This window comes from Rickettsia endosymbiont of Pantilius tunicatus, from assembly GCF_964291875.1.
Lineage (GTDB): Bacteria > Pseudomonadota > Alphaproteobacteria > Rickettsiales > Rickettsiaceae > Rickettsia.
Map to the genome: position 1 here is coordinate 1,591,779 of NZ_OZ198175.1, position 16,069 is coordinate 1,607,847.

Here is a 16,069-nt window from a genome sequence, read left to right on the forward strand (position 1 = left end):
CTGTCTTAGTAAAAGAGTTAAAAAATATAATATGAGTTTATGCACTCTTGAAATAAATTTGTCAGCTATAAAAGCTAATTATCGTTTATTAAAAAATATTTGTGAAATGACTGAAGTAGGAGCGGCAGTTAAAGCTAACTCTTATGGACTCGGTGCAATAGAAATTACTAAAGCCTTGCTAGAAGAAAATTGCCGATATTTTTTTGTTGCCTCAAGCAATGAGGGAATTATTTTGCGTAAAGCTATAGGCAACGAAGTAAATATTCTTATTCTTAACGGCGTATTTGAACATGATGCTTTAGAACTTATAGAAGTTAATTTAATACCTGTTCTAAATAACTTAAACCAAATCAAGATTTGGCAAAAATTTAGTAGTCTAAAAAATCAATTACTACCTTGCTACCTGCATTTTAATACTGGTATTAATCGCCTTGGGCTAAACCATAATGAGATAGAACAGCTAATTAATAATCGTGATTTGTTAAAAGGGTTGAATGTGGAATATATCATAAGCCATTTATCAGCTTCTGAGGATAGCGATAACCCTTATAACCTAGAGCAACTGAACAAATTTAAAGCTTATTTGGAATATTTCCCAACTGCTAAAGCAAGTCTTGCTAATTCTGGCGGTATATTTTTAGGGAAAGATTATCATTTTAATCTAGTAAGACCTGGTGCTGCTTTATATGGTTTAAATCCTTTAAACCATAACAAACCCAATCCGATGCAAAACCCTGTAACATTAAAAGCACCTATAATTCACTTACAAAAATTGACATATGGGAGTCGTATCGGCTATAATATGACTTTTACAACCAAGCGTGATAGTTTAATCGCGACTCTGCCTTTTGGCTATGCTGATGGATTTAGTCGTAATTTTAGTAATCAAGGTACAGTATTTATTAATGGTCGCAACGTCCCAATAATAGGACGAATATCAATGGATTTAGTCAATATTGATGTTACCGATCTACCATCCTCGGATATTTTTCTAGGACAAGAAATAGAAATTATTGGAAATAATTGCACTCCTGATAAAATAGCAGATATTATAGGTACTATAGGATATGAGATATTAACTAGCCTTGGTAATAGATATAAGAGAATTTACACTTGATAATGTTATAACCTTATTGTCGTCTAGTTGCTTGTCCACGGCATGACAGCTAAAATAACATTAATAATTTAAAATATAAAAATGAATAATACACATGTTATTAAATATAGCTAATTCTATTGGTGAACGCACCATAAAACTAGCACAAAGTATCGGCAAATTTTCTATATTTAGCTTAGCTGCCATTACTAGCATTATAAGACCACCTTTATATTTTAGTTTAATTATCAAACAATTATTATTTATTGGCTTTTATTCGCTGCCTGTTGTTGCCATGACTACCTTTTTCTCAGGTGCAGTATTGGCATTACAGAGTTATACAGGATTTTCTCGTTTTTCTGCTGAAAGTTCTATCGCAACTGTAGTAGTGCTATCCTTAACTAGGGAACTTGGACCAGTGCTTGCGGGGTTAATGGTAGCAGGAAGAGTAGGAGCATCAATTGCAGCGGAAATAGGTACTATGAGAGTTACCGAACAAGTAGATGCTTTATATACTCTATCTACAGATTCTATTAAATATCTCGTTTTCCCAAGAGTAATTGCAGCTATTATTACTATGCCTTGTCTAGTTTTAATCGGCGATGTAATCGGGGTTATGGGAGGTTACTTAGTTGGCGTATATAAGCTTGACTTTAACAGCAGCACTTATTTAACTAGTACTTTTCAATATTTAGAGCCAATAGATGTAATATCTGGTCTTGTTAAAGCTGGAGTTTTTGGCTTTATTATTTCTATAATAAGTTGCTATAGTGGTTATTATTCAGGTAAAGGAGCTAAAGGTGTTGGAAGAGCAACTACTTCAGCAGTAGTAAATTCTTCCATTTTAATCCTAATTAGTAACTACTTAATAACCGAATTATTTTTTAAAGTATAAAAAAGATATGAGTGTAGAAGAAATAAAAATTAAGATTCGATCGTTATACAAGTCTTTTAATAGCCATAAAGTATTAGACGGAATAGATTTAGATGTTAAAAAAGGTAGCTCTTTAGTCATTTTAGGCGGTTCAGGTAGCGGTAAGTCGGTCCTAATTAAAAATATAATAGGGTTAATTAAGCCTGATCAAGGTAAAATCTTTATTGATAATGCAGAAATTCAAGATATTTCAAGCAAAAAAAGGTTTGAGGTTATAAAAGATATTGGATTTTTATTCCAAGGTGGTGCTCTTTTTGATTCTTTAAATGTACGCGATAATATTACTTTTGATACTAATAAATTATCTAAAAAAGAAAAGAACGATCTTGCCGGAGCAAAACTTAACTCAGTAGGTTTATCACCTAGAATTCTTGAGTTATATCCATCAGAATTATCAGGAGGCATGCAAAAAAGAGTAGCACTTGCACGAGCAATTTGTAGCACTCCATCGATTTTATTCCTTGACGAACCAACAACAGGACTTGATCCTATAATGGCGAATGTTATTAATGAGCTGATTATAAAAATCCAAGAAGAGCTAGGAGCAACTACAATTACTATAACTCATGATATGATTAGTGCTGAAAAAACAGCTAAAGAAATAGCAATGATTTATCAAGGAAAAATTAAGTGGTATGGTAGCAAAGACGAAATGCGTAATAGTAATAATCCTTACTTAAAGCAGTTTATAAACGGCTTAACTACCGGTCCTATTGAGGTATAATATGTTTAAAAATTTATTATTTATACTAACGATTTTAAGTATAAGTTTTAATGTTTATGCCATAAATAATAGAGCTTATACGACATCAGATATAGTAAAAATAGCAATAGTTCTTGGAATTGTTGCTTTAATTTTTAGCCCTGCAAAATTTCGTATTATAGTTATTGGTACTGCTCTAGGTCTAACTCTTGCATATTATACCTATAAATATATAATACCTATCTTTATTTCTTCATTAAACGGTCCTTAATCTATTTTATAACCTGCTAAAGCTTGCTTAAATATTTCTACATCTTTCAGCCAATCATTAGCATCAAGACTTGAAGGTAAAATCATTTGAGGCTTAATAGAGAAATAATTTAACTTAAATCCTCATTTAATTCCTCCAATAACTTTAATAGTTTTATTTTGATGATCTACTTTTACTGCATAAGTATGGGCAGACCAATAAGTTAACGGCTTAGAAAAAAGTGTATAAGACCATAAAGGAGCATCGTAGAAATCCTGCTCCAAAGTATAAAAAGGATGTAATTTGTAGAAGTCAAGATTTGATCTTACAGACACTATAAAAATTATATCTGAATATCTGATAAATTATGACTGTCAGATGAGTATTCAAGATATAAGATTTCATTGTTCTTTTCAATAGCTAATTTCTTACTATCCTTAAAAGTTTGCATAGGCGTTTTACCATAACAATATTTTCCTGAATGTGGTCGCTCATTATTGAAATGCTCTAACCAAATATCAAGATCTAATTGTAAATCATCAAGATCAGTGTAGATCCTTTTCCGCATAGCTGTATCAAAGAATTCTTGTGTCATAGTTTTATTAAAACGTTCACACATACCATTTGTTTGAGGAGAATATGCTTTAGTAATAGTATGTTCTATACCTTCGATACTTAGAAATAATTCAAAAGCATGATGCTCTATATTTCCCTTATATTCTGACCCGCGATCTGTCAGAATACGAAGTATTGTATGCCTTGAGTTTCATACCATGGTAACACGCGGTCATTAAGCATATCAGCAGCAATTAAAGCTGTTTTATCAGTATATAGTTTAGCATCAGCTACTCTGCTGACTAACGAATATTAGAAATACCCTCAACGAACATTAAAATTACCTATAAAAAAGAAGTAACTATGGACAGTAATATCGAATAAAAATTTCTTTTTAAGATTTATTTATTATTCGAGAATTACTGATGACATGTACAAATAAACAAGTAGGTATTTTAATGCAAAAGATCAAAAAATATAATCAGATAATTTCTGCTGCAAAAGCAGGTATGAGTGTAAAAACAGCACGTAAATATTTAGGTGTTAATAAGTATCCAAGCGAATTACGAACAGTACGTAAATATAGGACACGTAAGGATCCATTTGTTAAGCACTGGGATGAAATAGAATCAATGCTAGGATCAGCACCGGAGTTGCAAGCAACTACCATATTAGCATATTTGACAGAAAAGTATCATGGAAATTATAATGGAAAGCAATTACGCTGTTTGCAGAAAAGGTTGAAACAATGGAGAGCTGAACATGGTAAGGATAAGCCAGTCATCTTTTTACAAAATATTCTTCCTGGCAAACAAAGCCAGTCTGATTGGACCAATATGAATCAATTAGGTATTTGTATTGATGGGAAACCATATTCTCATTTACTATTTCATTTTATATTGCCTTATTCATGTTGGGAAACTTTCAGCATATGCCATAGTGAAAGTTTTGATACATTAGCATCAGGGTTTGAAAAAGCTGTATGGGAGTTAGGTGGAGTTTTACCAGAGCATCGTACAGATAATTTAAGTGCAGCTACCAAGCAATGTGGTAATAGTAGACAATTTACAGAAAAATGGCAAGAATTGCTTGGTTATTACGATGTTGCACCATCGCGAAATAATCCCGGTGTCAGTCATGAAAATGGTTCTGTTGAAAAAAGTCATGATACATTTAAGCAAGCAGTGAATCAACATTTGCTATTACGTGGATCACGTAATTTTGTTGATTTAAAAGCTTATGAATTATTCCTTACACAAATTAAAGAAAAGCGCAATAGCTGTAGAAAAGAAAAATTAGCTGAAGAATTAGTTTATTTAAAAGAGTTACCAATCAGGAAATGGAATGCACCTACAATATTATCAGTACGTGTTAACCCAAGCAGTACAGTTAGTATTTTATCTGTAGCTTATTCTGTGCCTAGTCGCTTAATAGGTTATACTTTAAAAGCTTATATTTATTCTGAAGAAATAGAGCTTTACTATGGTAACAAATGTTTACAAAAAATGTTTAGAATCAGCAATGGCTATGTTATTGATTATAGACATATCATTGATAGTTTAGTACGTAAACCTGGAGCATTTGCCCAATATCAATATTATGAAGCTTTATTTCCACGTGCTATATTTCGTCAGGTATATGACCAGCTGATATCTATATATCCATATAAGGGGCATAAAATATATCTTAAAATATTACAATTAGCAAAAATGTATGGAGAATTGAATGTAGTTGCTGCATTAGAAATGCTAGTAGAAGAGAAGATTGAACCAATAATTGATCATATTACAGATTTACTAAATAGTCAGACTAAAACTGTTTGTTCAGTAAAAATTAATCAACCAGTACTGTCCGAATATGATCAATTACATTGCTTTAAAACAATGGAGGTCGCATGAGTAAAAAGATAATAACTCCGCAACCGCTAAATAATTTACTCAAGAACCTTTGTTTACCTACTTTTGCATCATGCTATAAATCAGTTGCAGAAAGCTTTGAGCAAGAAAAGAAAACATATATAGATTATCTACAAGAGTTAGCCATACGTGAGTTAGAACATAGACATCAGCAACGTATCGCCAGATTGCTAAAGCAAGCAAAACTCTCTCGAGATAAGTTATTAAGCAACTTTGATATTAAGCGTATCCCAGGATTATCGTCAACTAAGATCCAATATCTTGCACAAGGAGAATTTATGGATCGCTATGAAAATATACTTATTTTTGGTAATCCTGGTACTGGCAAAAGTCATCTTAGTATAGGTTTAGCACGTGAGTGGTGTCTTGCCGGTAGGCGTGTATTATATACAACAGCAGCTAATTTGGTTCAACAATTACTAGAAGCAAAGCTTAGTTTAAAACTTAAGCAAATTATTAAAAAATTCGATTATTTTGAAATATTGATAATTGATGATATATCATATGTACCATATAATCGTGAGGAAACTGATGTTTTATTTACCTTATTAGCTGAACGTTATGAGATGCGTAGTGTATTAATTACTAGCAATTTAGTTTTTGCAAAATGGAATTCCATTTTTAAAGACGAAATGACTACATCAGCAGCCATTGACAGATTGGTTCACCATTCTTCAATTCTTGAACTGAATACTGAAAGTTATAGAATCGCTACAGCAAAAGAAAAAAAATTAACTATAAAATTGGAGGATAATAATATAATACACTAGACAATATTTTTTACTCAAAAATAGGTAATTTTAATATTCGTCATAGGGAATTCTAATATTCGTTAGTCACTCTGCTATAGCTATCAATAAATACCTGAGAATAAACCTTACCTATACCCTTAAAATTTCCTACATAATATGTATCTTGGCATCCTAGATAACCTGGATGCTGTGTCTCAATCTCGCCATGGGCTTCTTTTTCGCTACGTCGTTTCTCTAGTACTTGTAACTGAGATTCAGTAAGTACAATACCATCCTGAGCCATCCTTGCTTCTAATGCTTTAAGCCTTTTATTGATATTGTTTAAATCATTACGTAACCAAATTGATCTCACTCCTCCAGGTGATACAAGTATACCGCTCTTCTTAAGCTCATTTGATACTCTTAGCTGACCATATGCTGGATATTCTATTGCCATATCCATTACTGCCTTCTCTATCACTGGATCAACTCTATTGGCTATTATTGGCTTTCTTCGACTAATTTCATACAACGCTTCTTCACCACCAGTTTCATACAGTTCTTTAAATCTGTAATAACTATCTCTGCTATAGCCCATCGCTTTACATGCTGATGATATGCTACCAAGACTCTTAGCGAGTTCTAGTAATCCTAATTTTGGCTTTATTATTTTTTGATTTAAGTTCATTTCTTATCTCCATTTAATAATTAATTTATTTTACTAAATGTAAGATAAAATCTCAACTATTGCATGTAATTCTACATTAGTATCTATAAATTTTTGTAATTTTTTATCTAAAGAATCAGTGTGAACGATCTGAAGCCAAGCATTATGCTCTTGCTTAAGCTTAATATGAATAATAGGAAAAGAAGGATTAAAACAATTTTTTTCGGCATTTGGGATATAGGAAACGTTAAATTTCCCTTGCAAAGAATTTAGTTCAAGACTCTTATAATTGCTTTTATATAAACACTTTCCTATATCTTCAGCTACCTCATTATTTACTTTAGGACTTTGCCATTGCAAAATATAAATAAACAAAAATATACTAATGAATACGATTAATTTGAGGAGGGTTTTAAGTTTTAACACAATTTTTGACCATTAGGTACTTTAGGATCAATCGTGATTAAACATATATCATTATTAGAATCAGGAAACCCTATTAATAAAAATTGAGATAAGAAGCCAGCAATATTCTTTTCTCCTAAATTTACACAGCCGACTATGGATTTGCCTATTAATTCTTGAGAGGTATAATGCTTTGTTATTTGTGCGGATGTTTGCAAAATTCCGATTTCTTTACCAAAAATCAGCCCAAACTTTAAATGCCGGCTTTTTGGCTCTTGGAAACTCTTCTACTTTAGTAATTGTTCCTGAATGTAGCTGAACATTCTCAAATTCTTTGTAGGTTATCATTACTGTTTTTCTTTAGTAATTTCATCATATTTTTTGAGCTTTGTAAGGACACGCTCTAAATTATCTAACCTAATCATGCATGGACCATCGCTTGGAGCATTATCCGGATCTTGGTGTACTTCCATATAAAGACCAGCAATCCCTACTGCAACCGCAGCTTTTGCAAGCAATTCTACATATTTACGCTCTCCTCCAGTGCTTCCTCCAAGCCCACCAGGTTGCTGCACAGAATGAGTAGCATCAAAAATTATAGGAGCATTTAGTTCAGCCATTACCGCAAGACTACGCATATCGGATACTAAATTAGTATAACCAAAACATGTACCACGCTCTGTTAATAATATGTCTTTTGCTCCAAACGATTCTAATTTCTTGTGTACATTTTTCATATCCCAAGGAGCTAGAAACTGTCCCTTTTTAACATTTACTATTTTTCCGGTTACAGCTGCTGCCTGAAGTAAATCTGTTTGCCTGCACAAAAATGCTGGGATTTGTAACATATCAACTATTTTAGCTACCTCAGCACATTGATTTTCACTATGAACATCAGTAACTATAGGGCAGTTGAATGCTCTTTTTACTTCTGCTAAAACTTCCAATCCTTTATCAATTCCAGGACCTCTAGCACCGTTTATAGAAGTTCTATTAGCTTTATCAAAAGAAGACTTATATATAAATGAAATATTAAGTTTAGTAGTTAATTTAATAAGTTCTTCTGCCATAAACAAAGCGTGATCTAGCCCCTCAATTTGACAGGGTCCAGCAATCAAAGTAAAAGGTAAATTATTGCCTATTTTTAAATCTTTTAACTTTATTATTTTTTGCATAATTTTTTATTTCAATTTATTTAGCTATAGGCAGACTATTATCTACTTGATTTTCTTCAATTTCATTGATTTTAGATACTAAATCCGGTTTCTTCTGAGAAGAAAGATTAGCAAGTATTATTGCATTTATTAAAAATAATGACGCAAGTATTACAGTGCTCTTAGTAAGAAAATTATTTGCTGTTTTAGCACTGATCACTCCCATATTTCCTCCACCGCTTATACTGCTAATTCCATCTGAACCGCTACGTTGCATTAGAATAACTATAATCAATAATATTGCGATAGTAATATGTACAAAAAGAAGTATGTCTAACATAATATAAAATAACCATTGGTATTGTTTTAAGGAATTATATAATAATTTTATCTTATTTGCAATGCAGCTTTAAGTAATAGATAAAATGAACCAAAAAATGTTGAACTGTATTATTCATTAATTGTAGAAGTCAAGATTTGATCTTACAGACACTATAAAAATTATATCTGAATATCTGATAAATTATGACTGTCAGATGAGTATTCAAGATATAAGATTTCATTGTTCTTTTCAATAGCTAATTTCTTACTATCCTTAAAAGTTTGCATAGGCGTTTTACCATAACAATATTTTCCTGAATGTGGTCGCTCATTATTGAAATGCTCTAACCAAATATCAAGATCTAATTGTAGATCATCAAGATCAGTGTAGATCCTTTTCCGCATAGCTGTATCAAAGAATTCTTGTGTCATAGTTTTATTAAAACGTTCACACATACCATTTGTTTGAGGAGAATATGCTTTAGTAATAGTATGTTCTATACCTTCGATACTTAGAAATAATTCAAAAGCATGATGCTCTATATTTCCCTTATATTCTGACCCGCGATCTGTCAGAATACGAAGTATTGTATGCCTTGAGTTTCATACCATGGTAACACGCGGTCATTAAGCATATCAGCAGCAGTTAAAGCTGTTTTATCAGTATATAGTTTAGCATCAGCTACTCTGCTATAGCTATCAATAAATACCTGAGAATAAACCTTACCTATACCCTTAAAATTTCCTACATAATATGTATCTTGGCATCCTAGATAACCTGGATGCTGTGTCTCAATCTCGCCATGGGCTTCTTTTTCGCTACGTCGTTTCTCTAGTACTTGTAACTGAGATTCAGTAAGTACAATACCATCCTGAGCCATCCTTGCTTCTAATGCTTTAAGCCTTTTATTGATATTGTTTAAATCATTACGTAACCAAATTGATCTCACTCCTCCAGGTGATACAAGTATACCGCTCTTCTTAAGCTCATTTGATACTCTTAGCTGACCATATGCTGGATATTCTATTGCCATATCCATTACTGCCTTCTCTATCGCTGGATCAACTCTATTGGCTATTATTGGCTTTCTTCGACTAATTTCATACAACGCTTCTTCACCACCAGTTTCATACAGTTCTTTAAATCTGTAATAACTATCTCTGCTATAGCCCATCGCTTTACATGCTGATGATATGCTACCAAGACTCTTAGCGAGTTCTAGTAATCCTAATTTTGGCTTTATTATTTTTTGATTTAAGTTCATTTCTTATCTCCATTTAATAATTAATTTATTTTACTAAATGTAAGATAAAATCTCAACTATTACACATTAATATTGTTTAAATCATTATTTATAACTGATTTGACTAATTTATTATACTTTTCTTTCATTGCAGCTAAATTATAGTCACCATCATAGTATCCCTCTATACTAATAATTTTTTGTATGTAGAAATTTAATTGTTCCACTTCTGATGAACCAACATTACTAAAATAAGATTTGATTTGTTTTATTTGCCTAATAAGCATCGGGATATCATCAGGTTTTATTACAAACAATCCTATAAAAAAAACTATTAATGTTTGTGTTAGTGACATATTTAAATTAATTTTTTGTGCTTATATTTTGGATTTAAAGTATTTTCTCCGTTTATTTTTAACATATACTCGTGATAATCCTGATAATTTCCTTCAAACCAAGTGGCATTACCTTTTATATCATACGCAATAATGTGAGTAGCTATCCTATCTAAAAACCACCTGTCATGACTAATTACTAATACACAACCTGCGAAATCTAAAATTGCATCTTCAAGAGCTCTTAACGTGTCAATATCTAAGTCATTAGATGGTTCATCTAACAATATAACATTTGCCCCTTCTTTTAATAATTTTGCTAAATGCACTCTGTTACGCTCTCCTCCAGAAAGCTGTCCAACTTTCTTTTGCTGATCACCTCCTCTAAAGTTAAAAGCTGCACAATATGCTCTACTTTTAACTATTCTGCTACCAAGCTGCAATTCATCTAATCCTTCTGCAATTTCTTCCCAAACAGTTTTATTACCATCCAAATGATCACGCGATTGGTCAACATATCCTAATTTTACTGTTGAACCAATTTTAATAGAGCCTTTATCAGGTTCTACTTTACCTGTAATAATATTAAATAATGTAGTTTTACCTGCACCATTTGGTCCAATTATTCCTACAATCGCTCCACGTGGAACTTTAAAACTAAAATCCGATAAGAGCATTTTATCATTGTATTTTTTGGCTATATGTTCTGCTTCAATAACTAAATCACCAAGACGCGGACCATTAGGTACAATTATTTGAGTAGGATCACTTTTTTGTTCCTGCTGTTTGTTTAACAACTCTTGATAAGCAGTAATACGAGCTTTATTTTTAGACTGCCTTGCTTTTGGAGTTTGACGAATCCATTCTAGCTCACGATTTAATTGTTTTTTTCTAACGTCTTCTTCTTTACTTTCTAGAGCCAATTTTTCTTGTTTTTGTTCCAACCACGAACTATAATTTGACTCCCACGGTACACAATGACCTCTATCTATTTCTAATATCCATTCTGTAACATTATCTAAAAAATAGCGATCATGTGTAATAACTATTACAGTACCTTTATATTCTTTAAGATAGTTCTCAAGCCAAGAAACTGACTCTGCATCTAAATGATTTGTCGGCTCATCAAGTAATAACATATCAGGTTTCTCTAAAAGAAGTTTACATAAAGCAACTCTTCTTTTTTCTCCTCCAGAAATTTCATTAATATTTGCCTCTTTTGATGGGCAACGCAATGCTAGCATTGCAATTTCTATTTCCCGCTCTAAATCCCACGCATCACAATTATCTATTTTTTCTTGTAATTCTGCCTGTTTATTAAAAAGTTGATTCATTTCTTCATCAGAAATTTCAGTAGCTAGCTTATTACTTATTTCATTAAATTCATCGATAAGTTTCTTTTTCTCATGCAGACCTTCCATGATATTATTAAATACATTTTTATTTGGATTAAGATGCGGTTCTTGAGGTAAATAGCCTACTTTTATATTTAGTGCTGCCATTGCTTTACCATCAAATTCCTTATCTATACCTGCCATAATTTTTAATAAAGTAGACTTACCTACTCCATTTGGTCCTATTATTCCAATTTTAGCACTTGGTAAAAAAGATAAATTTGTTTCTTTTAAAATTTTTTTACCGTTTATAGTTTTGCTTAAACCATTTATTTCATAAATATATTGAGATGACATAAATTATTTATTTCCTTGTATTAACTTAACTCTAACAAAATTTTATCTAATTCTTTTAAATCTTTATAATGAAATATTAACTTTCCTCCTAAAGAATAATTCTCTATTGTCACTTTTATATTAAATTTTTCTGACAAAACTTTTACTAATGACTGCAAGTCGTCATTTTCTGTTCTTTGTTTAAAAAGACGTTTTCCTAGCTTATTATTATCAGGATACTTCGTATATTCATTTTGAGACCATTGTCTTACTAGTTCCTCTGTTTGACGTACATTTAAATCATTATCTATAACATGATTTGCTATTACTTCTGCATGCTCATGATTTATTAAGCATCTAGCATGACCCATACTAAGTGTATCTTCATCTAATTTTTTTTGGATAGATTGTGGTAAATTATTGAGCCTCAACAAATTAGCTATATGACTACGGCTTTTACCAAGTCTTTCTGCTAGCTTTTCTGCCGTGTAACCAAAATTTTCCACCAAATATTTAAAGCCTCGAGCTTCTTCCATGACTGTTAAATCCGATCTTTGTATGTTCTCAATTAATGCTATTTCCATACTCTCTTTAGGATCTAAATTTTTTATAATTACTGGTATCTCAGAAATTTTTGCTAATTTACATGCACGCCAGCGTCTTTCACCTGCTATAATCTGAAAACTATTATCAATAATAATAGGCTGTAGTAAACCATTATTTAATATAGAATCCGATAATTCTTTTATTTTATCATATTCAAAATGCTTTCTAGGCTGATTTTCATTTGGTTTTATTCTATCAATATTTACGATTTGTACTATTTCTAAATTTTCTTTTTCTATAGATATAACCTCTTCACCTAATAATGAAGACAAGCCTCTACCTAACCCTTTATTTTTCATTATATCTTCCCAAAATTTCTTTTGTAAGTTCCATATACGCCACTGCCCCTGCACATTTATAATCATATATAATAGCAGGTTTTCCATATGAAGGAGCTTCAGATAATTTAATGTTTCTAGGAATTACAGTTTTGAACACTAATTCTCCTAAACAACTTCTTACATCCTCTTCTACTTGCTCAGTTAAACGGTTACGCCTATCATACATTGTAAATAATATGCCTGCAATCTTTATCTTAGGGTTTAATCTTTTTTCTACAATTTCAACTGTCTTTAGCAAGTGGCTTAACCCTTCTAAAGAATAAAAATCACATTGCATTGGAATTAATACCTCATCGCCTGCAACTAAAGCATTTATTGTTAGTAAATTTAATGAAGGAGGACAATCAATAATTATATAATCATATGATAATTTTATTTCTTCTAATAACTTCATTAAAATATATTCTCGTTCTTCTAATTCTATTAAATCTAGTTCAGCAGCAGATAAATTAGTATTTGAGGTTATTATTTCTAAATTTGGAATATTAGTAAAGATTATTGTATCTTTTAATTTGATTATATTTGTTAATGCTTGATATATAGTATTTTTTCGTTGTTGTTGACTAACACCAAAACCAGTACTACTATTGCCCTGAGGGTCAAGGTCTATTACCAAAACTTTTTTATCCATAGCTGCAAGAGCAGTAGCTAAATTTACAGTAGTAGTAGTTTTAGCTACCCCTCCTTTTTGATTAACTACAGAAATTACTTTTACAGTCATATTATTTTTGTTAAGTCGCTAATTTCTAAAATTCTACTTTCTTTTGAAGTTATACTTTGGTTTATTAAACAATTAAATAACCATTTTTTTTAGCTTCTTTTATTTCAGATAAATAGCTTTTTCCTTTTGGAAGCAAAAATTTATTTTGCACCGAGATATTTTTTGTGCAATCAAATATTGTATTTAAATTAGAAAAAGCTCTACAGGTTAATATATTACATCTTATTTCTGTTTTTTCAATTCTTTGATTAATTATTTGTATATTATTATTTGATATTTTTGCTGCTTTCTCTAAAAAGATGCATTTACGTAAATCAGCTTCTATTAAACTTGTCTTTGCTACTCCAGCGATAGATAATATTATACCTGGAAAACCTGCTCCACTTCCTATATCAACTAAATGTATTTCTTTATCGTTAATATACTGTATTAATTGCAAGGAATCTAATATATGACGTTTCCAAAAATTTTGCGTACTATTTTCTGATATAAGGTTAATAGCTTTACTCCACTTTTGTACTAATTCCTGAAAAATTTGTAATTTTTCAATTACTTCATGTGGAACTTCTATCATTATATTTAGTCTTCAGATAAATTATAATAGCAGTAATTGCAGCAGGAGTAACACCAGAAATTCGTCGTGCTGCAACAATAGTAATGGGTTTATGATAAGAAAGTTTTTCTTGTATTTCTAATGAAATACTTGGTATTTTAAAATAGTCAATATTTTTAGGAATTAAATGAGCCTCTTCACTTTGGAATAAATTAATGTCTGCATATTGCCTGGCTAAATATGAAGCATATTTAGCTTCAATATAAAGTAGTTGTAAAATATTATTATCTATATCTTTAAGTACAGGAAAAACTTTAATAGCTTGTTCAACATCAAAATTAGGTATTTTAAATAAATCTAACACTGTTTTATGTGCACCATCCTGTGCAACTTGAATCCCAATTTTAGCGAGTTTACTAGTAGTTAAAGATAAAATATTTAATAATGATTTTGTACTTTCTATATTTTTACATTTTGTCGTAAATATTTCTTTACGCTTTTCAGATATAACACCAATACTTATTCCCATCTCTGTCAAACGTAAATCAGCATTATCTGCTCTTATAGATAATCTATATTCTGAACGCGAAGTAAACATACGATATGGCTCCAAAGTTCCAAACGACGTTAAATCATCTATCATTACTCCAATATAACTATTTGCTCTTGTTAATACAAAAGGCTGTTGATTTTTTACAGCTAGAGCAGCATTAATGCCTGCTACTATACCTTGCCCTGCTGCTTCTTCATATCCTGTAGTACCATTAATTTGACCTGCAAAATACAGACCTGTTATTTTTTTTGTTTCTAGCGTACTATTTATTTCACGTGGATCAACATAATCATATTCTATAGCATAACCTGGACGTAAAATTATTACATTCTCTAAGCCTGGGATAGTTTTTATTAATTGACTTTGTACTTCTTCAGGTAAAGAAGTAGAAATTCCGTTTGGATAAATTGTATGGTCATCTAACCCTTCAGGCTCTAAAAAAATACGATGCTCTGATTTTGTACTAAATCTAACTATTTTGTCTTCTATAGAAGGACAATAACGTGGACCTTTTCCTTCTATTTGACCAGAATACATTGCGGATTTATCAAGATTTGCTCGGATAATATCATGCGTTTCTATAGTAGTTTTTGTTACAAAACAATTTATTTGAGGAACATTTACAGTATTAGTTAATTCTGAAAAAGGTCTAGGTACTTTATCTCCGGGTTGTGATTCTACTTTACTGCAATCAATAGTACGTCCATCAATTCTTGGAGGTGTTCCTGTTTTTAATCGAGAAAGTTTAAAACCTACTCTCTTTAAGGTATTTGATAACCCATAAGATGGTTCTTCATCTACTCTACCAGCAGGGATTTTTTTTGATCCAATATGAATTAGCCCTGATAAAAATGTACCTGTAGTTAATATAATTTTTTGACACGGTATTTTACTACCATTATTTAAGATAACTGCTTTTATTTCTGAAGATTTAATCTCAATATCTTCTACTTTTGCATATAGTATTTCTAAATTTGGGTAGTTTGTTAGTACTCGATACATTGCTTTTTTATAAAGCTTTCTATCGGCTTGTGCTCTAGGTCCCCAAACTGCTGGTCCTCTAGTTTCATTAAGCATTTTATAGTGTATACCAGCTTGATCTATAACATATCCCATTAATCCATCAAGTGCATCAATTTCCTTAACTAATGTACCTTTTGCAATTCCACCAATTGCAGGATTACAGGACATTTCACCCAAATTTTCTGGTTTTGGCGTAATTAATAGAGTAGAAACTCCAAGACGTGCGGAGGCGGCAGCAGCTTCGACACCAGCATGCCCACCTCCTATCACTATTACGTCATATTTTTGCAT

Annotated in this window: 15 protein-coding genes and 4 pseudogenes; 6 read left to right on the plus strand and 13 right to left on the minus strand. The window is 31.4% G+C overall.

What is annotated here, in order from left to right; translation table 11 throughout:
- The first annotated feature begins 31 nt into the window (after positions 1 to 31).
- From ACICQC_RS09290 to ACICQC_RS09305, 4 genes are all read left to right on the plus strand, one after another.
- Complete coding sequence (locus tag ACICQC_RS09290; RefSeq protein ID WP_395476818.1) at positions 32 to 1,117, plus strand: alanine racemase; 1,086 nt, start codon at positions 32 to 34, stop codon at positions 1,115 to 1,117.
- A 94-nt stretch (positions 1,118 to 1,211) separates the two neighbouring features.
- The gene (locus ACICQC_RS09295) at positions 1,212 to 1,991 is read left to right on the plus strand and encodes an MlaE family ABC transporter permease (RefSeq protein WP_395476819.1); all 780 of its coding nucleotides are present in this window, start codon (positions 1,212 to 1,214) and stop codon (positions 1,989 to 1,991) included.
- 7 nt (positions 1,992 to 1,998) lie between these two features.
- A complete protein-coding gene (locus ACICQC_RS09300; RefSeq protein WP_395476820.1) occupies positions 1,999 to 2,754 on the plus strand; it encodes an ABC transporter ATP-binding protein in 756 nt (251 codons plus the stop codon).
- A gap of 1 nt (position 2,755) precedes the next feature.
- The gene (locus ACICQC_RS09305) at positions 2,756 to 3,004 is read left to right on the plus strand and encodes a DUF5510 family protein (RefSeq protein WP_395476821.1); all 249 of its coding nucleotides are present in this window, start codon (positions 2,756 to 2,758) and stop codon (positions 3,002 to 3,004) included.
- A gap of 322 nt (positions 3,005 to 3,326) precedes the next feature.
- On the opposite strand, the pseudogene ACICQC_RS09310 reads toward ACICQC_RS09305, so the two are convergent.
- Positions 3,327 to 3,838 (minus strand): annotated as a pseudogene (locus ACICQC_RS09310) (integrase core domain-containing protein); the annotation flags it as partial.
- A gap of 125 nt (positions 3,839 to 3,963) precedes the next feature.
- Between ACICQC_RS09310 and istA the strand changes: the two are divergent.
- Positions 3,964 to 5,436, plus strand: coding sequence for an IS21 family transposase (istA, locus tag ACICQC_RS09315; protein ID WP_395476339.1), 1,473 nt, complete (start codon positions 3,964 to 3,966; stop codon positions 5,434 to 5,436).
- Positions 5,433 to 6,224, plus strand: coding sequence for an IS21-like element helper ATPase IstB (gene istB, locus ACICQC_RS09320; protein ID WP_395476338.1), 792 nt, complete (start codon positions 5,433 to 5,435; stop codon positions 6,222 to 6,224). Before istA ends, istB begins: the two co-directional genes overlap by 4 nt.
- Before the next feature lie 67 nt (positions 6,225 to 6,291).
- On the opposite strand, the pseudogene ACICQC_RS09325 reads toward istB, so the two are convergent.
- The 12 genes and pseudogenes from ACICQC_RS09325 to mnmG all read right to left on the minus strand — a co-directional run.
- A pseudogene (locus tag ACICQC_RS09325) lies at positions 6,292 to 6,873 on the minus strand (helix-turn-helix domain-containing protein); the annotation flags it as partial.
- Positions 6,874 to 6,906: 33 nt separating this feature from the next.
- Positions 6,907 to 7,227: a hypothetical protein gene (locus ACICQC_RS09330; RefSeq protein WP_395476822.1), complete on the minus strand. Its 321-nt coding sequence runs from the start codon at positions 7,225 to 7,227 to the stop codon at positions 6,907 to 6,909.
- Between the two features lie 44 nt (positions 7,228 to 7,271).
- Positions 7,272 to 7,475 carry a hypothetical protein gene (locus ACICQC_RS09335; RefSeq protein ID WP_395476823.1) on the minus strand — a complete coding sequence of 68 codons (204 nt, stop codon included), beginning with the start codon at positions 7,473 to 7,475 and terminating at the stop codon, positions 7,272 to 7,274.
- A gap of 129 nt (positions 7,476 to 7,604) precedes the next feature.
- Entirely contained in the window at positions 7,605 to 8,432 is an 828-nt protein-coding gene (kdsA, locus tag ACICQC_RS09340; RefSeq protein WP_395476824.1) for a 3-deoxy-8-phosphooctulonate synthase, read from the minus strand.
- A gap of 16 nt (positions 8,433 to 8,448) precedes the next feature.
- Complete coding sequence (gene secG / locus ACICQC_RS09345; protein ID WP_011477996.1) at positions 8,449 to 8,751, minus strand: preprotein translocase subunit SecG; 303 nt, start codon at positions 8,749 to 8,751, stop codon at positions 8,449 to 8,451.
- 161 nt (positions 8,752 to 8,912) lie between these two features.
- Positions 8,913 to 9,997: pseudogene (locus ACICQC_RS09350) on the minus strand (IS481 family transposase).
- A gap of 59 nt (positions 9,998 to 10,056) precedes the next feature.
- Positions 10,057 to 10,332, minus strand: coding sequence for a DUF2672 domain-containing protein (locus ACICQC_RS09355; RefSeq protein WP_395476825.1), 276 nt, complete (start codon positions 10,330 to 10,332; stop codon positions 10,057 to 10,059).
- 2 nt (positions 10,333 to 10,334) lie between these two features.
- Positions 10,335 to 12,002, minus strand: coding sequence for an energy-dependent translational throttle protein EttA (ettA, locus tag ACICQC_RS09360; protein WP_395476826.1), 1,668 nt, complete (start codon positions 12,000 to 12,002; stop codon positions 10,335 to 10,337).
- Positions 12,003 to 12,022: 20 nt separating this feature from the next.
- Positions 12,023 to 12,889: a ParB/RepB/Spo0J family partition protein gene (locus ACICQC_RS09365; protein ID WP_395477710.1), complete on the minus strand. Its 867-nt coding sequence runs from the start codon at positions 12,887 to 12,889 to the stop codon at positions 12,023 to 12,025.
- Positions 12,876 to 13,649 carry a ParA family protein gene (locus ACICQC_RS09370; RefSeq protein WP_395476827.1) on the minus strand — a complete coding sequence of 258 codons (774 nt, stop codon included), beginning with the start codon at positions 13,647 to 13,649 and terminating at the stop codon, positions 12,876 to 12,878. Before ACICQC_RS09370 ends, ACICQC_RS09365 begins: the two co-directional genes overlap by 14 nt.
- Positions 13,646 to 14,223: pseudogene (gene rsmG, locus ACICQC_RS09375) on the minus strand (16S rRNA (guanine(527)-N(7))-methyltransferase RsmG). Before rsmG ends, ACICQC_RS09370 begins: the two are co-directional and overlap by 4 nt.
- Complete coding sequence (gene mnmG, locus ACICQC_RS09380; RefSeq protein WP_395476828.1) at positions 14,204 to 16,069, minus strand: tRNA uridine-5-carboxymethylaminomethyl(34) synthesis enzyme MnmG; 1,866 nt, start codon at positions 16,067 to 16,069, stop codon at positions 14,204 to 14,206. The pseudogene rsmG and the gene mnmG overlap by 20 nt, the downstream one beginning before the upstream one ends.

Coding starts and splice junctions, on each gene's coding strand:
- ACICQC_RS09355 (WP_395476825.1), bottom strand. CDS start 10,332: ATGTCACTAACACAAACATTAATAGTTTTTTTTATAGGATTGTTTGTA.
- ACICQC_RS09290 (WP_395476818.1), top strand. CDS start 32: ATGAGTTTATGCACTCTTGAAATAAATTTGTCAGCTATAAAAGCTAAT.
- ACICQC_RS09305 (WP_395476821.1), top strand. CDS start 2,756: ATGTTTAAAAATTTATTATTTATACTAACGATTTTAAGTATAAGTTTT.
- istA (WP_395476339.1), top strand. CDS start 3,964: ATGACATGTACAAATAAACAAGTAGGTATTTTAATGCAAAAGATCAAA.
- ACICQC_RS09300 (WP_395476820.1), top strand. CDS start 1,999: ATGAGTGTAGAAGAAATAAAAATTAAGATTCGATCGTTATACAAGTCT.
- ettA (WP_395476826.1), bottom strand. CDS start 12,002: ATGTCATCTCAATATATTTATGAAATAAATGGTTTAAGCAAAACTATA.
- ACICQC_RS09370 (WP_395476827.1), bottom strand. CDS start 13,649: ATGACTGTAAAAGTAATTTCTGTAGTTAATCAAAAAGGAGGGGTAGCT.
- secG (WP_011477996.1), bottom strand. CDS start 8,751: ATGTTAGACATACTTCTTTTTGTACATATTACTATCGCAATATTATTG.
- kdsA (WP_395476824.1), bottom strand. CDS start 8,432: ATGCAAAAAATAATAAAGTTAAAAGATTTAAAAATAGGCAATAATTTA.
- istB (WP_395476338.1), top strand. CDS start 5,433: ATGAGTAAAAAGATAATAACTCCGCAACCGCTAAATAATTTACTCAAG.
- mnmG (WP_395476828.1), bottom strand. CDS start 16,069: ATGCAAAAATATGACGTAATAGTGATAGGAGGTGGGCATGCTGGTGTC.
- ACICQC_RS09295 (WP_395476819.1), top strand. CDS start 1,212: ATGTTATTAAATATAGCTAATTCTATTGGTGAACGCACCATAAAACTA.